3 protein-coding genes and 1 pseudogene are annotated in these 4,882 nt (G+C 68.7%); all 4 read right to left on the minus strand.

What is annotated here, in order from left to right:
• Nucleotides 1–94: pseudogene (locus tag ABTX62_RS37710) on the minus strand (IS5/IS1182 family transposase); the annotation flags it as partial.
• Between the two features lie 85 nt (nt 95–179).
• Entirely contained in the window at nt 180–1,547 is a 1,368-nt protein-coding gene (locus tag ABTX62_RS37715; protein WP_352120405.1) for a poly(ethylene terephthalate) hydrolase family protein, read from the minus strand.
• A gap of 113 nt (nt 1,548–1,660) precedes the next feature.
• Complete coding sequence (locus tag ABTX62_RS37720) at nt 1,661–2,713, minus strand: glycoside hydrolase family 5 protein (RefSeq protein WP_502998086.1); 1,053 nt, start codon at nt 2,711–2,713, stop codon at nt 1,661–1,663.
• 30 nt (nt 2,714–2,743) lie between these two features.
• Nucleotides 2,744–3,817: a GDSL-type esterase/lipase family protein gene (locus tag ABTX62_RS37725; protein ID WP_352120406.1), complete on the minus strand. Its 1,074-nt coding sequence runs from the start codon at nt 3,815–3,817 to the stop codon at nt 2,744–2,746.
• Nucleotides 3,818–4,882: the final 1,065 nt, after the last annotated feature.

Below are 4,882 nucleotides of genomic sequence, written 5' to 3' on the forward strand. Positions count from 1 at the left end.
TGCCGTCCAGGACAACGAAGTCCGGATCGTACTCGCGCAGCGTCCTGAGCAGGCCAGGGGCTCGTTCGGCGAGCAGGCCGGTCACGCTGGTGACGGAGAAGACGTCCGAAAGGGCCGAAGTGCCGAGCGTCGCCCGGCACTTCGGTCCGGCTCTGTCGTGAACCGGGTTCAGCTTGCCGCTATCGCAGGGTCCACCGCTGGTTGGAGCCTCCGTTGCAGGTCCACAGGATGGCCTGGGTTCCGTTGGCGGTGCCTGCGTTGTTCGCGTCCAGGCACAGGCCGGACTGGGCGCTGGTGATGGTGCCGTTGCTGTTGACGTTCCAGTGCTGGTTTTGTCCGCCGTGGCAGTCCCAGATGATGGCACGTGTGCCGGAAGAGGTGCCTGAGGCCTCGGCGTCCAGGCACTTGTTGCCGTAGACGCGCAGTTCCCCGGCGTCCGTGCGGGCCCACTTCTGGCTGGTTCGGTCCAAGCAGTCCCACAGCTGGAGCTGGGTGCCGTTGGTCTGGGAGGAGTTGGCTACGTCCAGACAGCGGGCGGACGCGGTGCCGACGATGTGGCCGCCGCTCGGCGGGGGCGGGGTCGTACCGCCGCCGGGCACGTACGCGCACTTGATCTGGGACCGGGAGATGCCGGTGCGGTCCGCCGGCGACGGGCACAGGAGCTGGGTGTAGCGGGTGTCGTTGTCGAGGAAGATCTTGAGCCAGGGGATCGTGCGGCGGGTCACGTTGGAGTTGCCCCAGGTGGGGAAAGCGTGGCCGCCGCTGGTGAGCTCGATGTAGGCGCTCGGCGTGGCGGGCGGCATGCCGGCGTAGAGGCCGTTGAGGTAGGAGGGGGTGACCGTACCGTCGTCCCGGGCTCCCATGATCATTGTCGGCACCCGGAGGGAGGACAGGTTCTGTGAGGGAGAGAAGGGCGCGAGCGGCAGGGCGGCCTTCAGCGAAGGCCGTCGTCCGGCTGCGCTGATGGCGCCGCCGCCGCCCATGGAGTGTCCGATCACTCCCAGCCGGTTGGGGTCGACGCGGTCGCGTACCGGGCTCTTCTGGGTGAGGTAGTCCAGTGCGGCGAGCAGTTGGGTGCCGCGGGCGGTGTCGTAGTCGTTGGGGCTGTTGGTGTCGATGCCGATGACGACGAACCCGAAGGAGGCGAGCCAGGGCCCCATCCAGGCGCCCTCGGCGGCCCACTTGGCGGTGTAGCCGGGCACGGCCGCGACGGCGCCCCAGGTGCCCTTGCTGGTGTCGGTCGGGTAGTAGATCTTGCCGCCGTTGAAGCCGTTGCCGGGCGGCACGGTCAACTCCGCGGTGGTGAACGTCCCCCGCTGGGCCGCGACGCTGCTCACCGTGGGGTCGGGGCCCCGCTCGTACGGGTTGTCCTGAGCGGACGTCGGCCGGGCCGACGCGGGCTGGATCGCGACCAGAGCGGTGATCAGGCCGATCACGGCCGCGACCACGGCTGCCCGCAACCTGACCGTTCTGCCGGTCCCTCGAAGTCCTGTCCTGGTGGCCCGGATGTCCTTGGACATCCGGACATCGGTGACACTGGGGTACATCGTCCTGTTCCTCCATACGTTGGTGGTGCCTAGGGGGGTGGGGTCGGCGGGCGAGTCAAGTGATGGCGCGTACATGACATGCCCTTACCGGGCCGGGCCGGGCCGGGCACGGATCAGCGGGCGGCTTGGGCAGCGGTCGGGGAAGTGCCGCGCGCGGCACCGGAGTAGACCCTGGCCTCCTTGGAGGTGGCGGCGATGCCGTTCGCGCCGTTGAAGAGGCGCTGGCCCCAGCTGGTGAGCCGGTTGGGGTCGAAGCCGGTCACCAGGTCCAGGTACTGCACATCGCTGCCGTTGCCGCTCCAGGACCAGCCGAGGTAGCCGATGCCGAGCCGCTGAGCCGCCGCCATGATGGCGTCCTCGTCGGGGTTGCCGTCGGAGTGGTTGAAGCCGAACTCCCCTACGACGATGGGGAGTCTCGCGGCGACAAAGCGGTTCAGGTAGTCGTTGACCTTCGCGGCCGTGTTGTAGACGCCGTACATGTGGACCGAGAAGACGGTGTTGCGGTCCCGGTCGGCGGCGAAGACCGATGCTGCGTTGTCCCGCATGCTGAAGGACCAGTCCTGGCCCCAGTTGGGGGCGTCCACCATGAGGGTGTGGTTGAGCCCGGCGTTGCGCAGCTTCTGGATGGCCGCCTTGGTGTCGGCGGTCCATCTCGAGGTGTTGTTGTTGCCGTAGGGCTCGTTGCCGATGTTGACGATGACGTAGCTCTCCTGGCCGGCCAGGGCGCTCTTGACGCTGATCCAGTAGTCGGCGGCGCGGGAGAGGGTGGTCGCTCCGCTCTGGTCGCCGTAGCCCGTGGTGTCGTGGACCTCCAGGACGCAGATGAGCCGGTTGCGTTTGCACTGGGAGACGACGTTCGCCACGTCGGCGGTGTCGTTGCGGGTCCAGCGGTCACCGTTGGCGAGAACGACGCGGACGGTGTTGGCGCGTTTGGCCTTGATGTTGGCGATGGAGCTGATCCGGGTCGGATACCAGGTGTGGGCGTGGTTGACGCCGCGCATGACGAAGTCGTTCCCGTTCGCTTCCAGCAGCCGGCCGTTCTGGATGCGGAAGCCGGTGGGCGCGGCGTGCGCCGGTGCGCCGAGACCGAGCAGGGGGACGAGCAGGCCAAGGAGGGCGGCCATGACCGCGGCCATGCGTGGCGCGGCGCGGGTGGGGGATTTCATGGGTGCTCCCATTCGACGGAGACGGAGTGTTCAGGAGAGGGCGGCTCGTGCCGTGCAACTGACGGTGGCCGAGGGGCTGCCGGCCGTCGCCGGTGTGTCGGCGGTGAAGCCGAACGTGGTGCGGGCGCCCGGTGCGAGCGTGCCGTTCCAGGACGCGTTGCCGACGGTGGTCCTGCCGTCGGCGGTCGTGCCGAGGCTGCCGTTCCAGACCTGGGTGAGGCGGGCGCCCGCGGCCGGTACGACGGTCGCGGTCCAGCCGTTGACGAAGGACGTGGACGCGTTGGTCACGGTCACCTCGCCCTGGTAGCCGCTCTGCCAGGAGGAGACGGCCCGGAAGGAGGCGGTGCAGGCGGGGTCGCCGCCCGGGGTGCCCGGGTCGCCCGGTACGTCTTTGTCGAGGGCGGAGGTGAGGGCGGGGTACCAGCGGGCGGCGATCTTTTCGTTGCCGGGGGCGGAGGGGTGCACGCCGTCGTAGGTGTCGGTGGCGGTGTTGAACCCGGTCCACTGGTCGACGACGGTCACCGGGGAGCGGCTCGTACTGGTTGCCTGGGCCCAGTCGGGGATGCGTGCGTTGAGGGCGACCGCGCGCTGGGCGCAGCCGGTGCAGCCGGACGGGTTCATCGGTATCAGCTGGGCGACGAGGATCTTCATGTCCGGATTCGACGCCCGCATCTGCCGCACCAGCTTGGTGTATGCGGCGAGGATGGTGTCGGGGGAGATGCTGCTCCACACGTCGTTGGTGCCGAAGTGCATGACAACGATGTCGGGACGCGTGGCGGCGAGCCTGCCGGGAAGCAGGTTCTGGTTCGCGACGTTGGTGACGAGCTCACCGCCGTGGCCTTCGTTGTCGCCGTCGTGTGGGTGCGGGCAGCCCTGCTGGTTGAGGGTGCCGACGAAATCGATGTTCTTGTAGCCGGTGCTCTGCAGACGGTTCCACAGCAGGGCCCGCCAGCAGCCCGGCGAACCGGTGATCGAGTCGCCGAGCGGCATGATGCGTACGGGGGCTGCGGCGGCGGTGGCCGACGGTGCGAGGGTCACGCCGAGCACGAGCAGGAGCGTGGTCAAAAGGATCCGGAGGAGCGGTAAGTGCCGGGTTCCGTGCATGCCAGTCCCTTCCTGGGGGAGCCGGGAGCAGTTCGAAGCTGCGGTTCAGCGACTGACTGGGCGCGGGCGCGTTCGTTCGGTGCCGAATCGGTGCCGCCGGTACCACCGTTCGGGTACGGCGTGTTCAGGTTGTGTAGGCGGTGGGGGCGACGGGGCGGGCATGTTGGTCGTGGGCGGTGTTGCCAGGTCGGCGCGGTGCCGTACTGCGTGTCGTGGGGCAGCGTGGTGATCCGCGTCCCGGTTGGTGCGGCGTGCTGCAGGTGCGTAGGGCTCGGTTGTCGGTGGTGGGCCGGACGACCTCCTCGCGCCGGTCGCCGAGGATGTCCCCCCGACAGAGTTGAGCTTGGGCTGCCCCGGTAGACGTCGAACGCCACATCGCAGGGATCGGTGTCGAGCCACCGCCACGGCATCAGGTCCCCGCTGCCGGTGTGGACGCCGGTTCAGGCCGCGGCCGAGACGTTCCACCTGCCGCGCGGTCGCGGGCTGTGCCGTCTGCGGCAGTTCGGCGAGTGCGGCGGCCGGTGTGGCGGCGGTGGTGATGTCGCAGATCGGGCGGCCTCTCGACCGGGCTCTCGGTCTCCACGCTCGCGCTGTGAGGGCGGTGCGCCGATGCGTGGGGTCACGATGGCCTCCGATGCGTGGGGGTCTGCAGAGTGAACGGGTCTGGTGGGGCAGGTGAGGCAAAGGTGATCGTTCACTTCGGCGGGTGTGGGAACGCTCCCAGGGGAGCGTAGGAAGCTGCTGAGGCGGCGTCAAGGATTCTGTCGCAGCTTGATGTGCGGCCTTGTTCGGGTGCGTGAGTTCGACGATGTCTACGGGTGCCCAGGCGTGGGCAGGGTCAAGAAACTGCGTGGTACGTAACGTTGGCTTGATTCGACTGGGAACGTATTCACACGCCGACCGGACGCCTCGCGCATGCCCTCCCAAGGCCCGAGAGTTTTCCAGACTGAGCTGGCTGAGGGCCTGTCAGACCTAGTAGTGCTTGGTCAGGTTCGTATCGGTGTGGGTATGTCGTGGTGGCAGGTGGGGCAGACGCCGGTCCAGAGGGCGAGGAGTGTCTGCAGC

This window comes from Streptomyces sp. NPDC096046 (assembly GCF_040303285.1).
GTDB lineage: Bacteria > Actinomycetota > Actinomycetes > Streptomycetales > Streptomycetaceae > Streptomyces.